Source organism: Streptomyces anandii JCM 4720, assembly GCF_014650655.1.
In the GTDB taxonomy this organism is placed as follows: Bacteria; Actinomycetota; Actinomycetes; order Streptomycetales; family Streptomycetaceae; genus Streptomyces; species Streptomyces anandii.
Window position 1 is genome coordinate 1 of the sequence record NZ_BMVJ01000016.1, and the last position, 491, is coordinate 491.

Genomic DNA, 491 nt, shown 5'->3' on the forward strand with positions numbered 1-491 from the left:
GTGATGGGTGGTTGGTCGTTGTTTGAGAACTGCACAGTGGACGCGAGCATCTGTGGCCAAGTTTTTAAGGGCGCACGGTGGATGCCTTGGCACCAGGAACCGATGAAGGACGTGGGAGGCCACGATAGTCCCCGGGGAGTCGTCAACCAGGCTTTGATCCGGGGGTTTCCGAATGGGGAAACCCGGCAGTCGTCATGGGCTGTCACCCGCTGCTGAACACATAGGCAGTGTGGAGGGAACGCGGGGAAGTGAAACATCTCAGTACCCGCAGGAAGAGAAAACAACCGTGATTCCGGGAGTAGTGGCGAGCGAAACCGGATGAGGCCAAACCGTATGTGTGTGAGACCCGGCAGGGGTTGCGCATGCGGGGTTGTGGGATCTCTCTTCTACGGTCTGCCGGCCGTGGGGCGAGTTAGAAACCGTTGATGTAGGCGAAGGACATGCGAAAGGTCCGGCGTAGAGGGTAAGACCCCCGTAGTCGAAATGTCAGC

1 rRNA gene (running past one end of the window) is annotated in these 491 nt (G+C 58.7%); it reads left to right on the forward strand.

Annotated elements, in window-relative coordinates:
* Nucleotides 1-54: 54 nt before the first annotated feature.
* A 23S ribosomal RNA gene (locus IE249_RS25260) occupies nucleotides 55-491 on the forward strand; it runs 2,833 nt beyond the window's last position.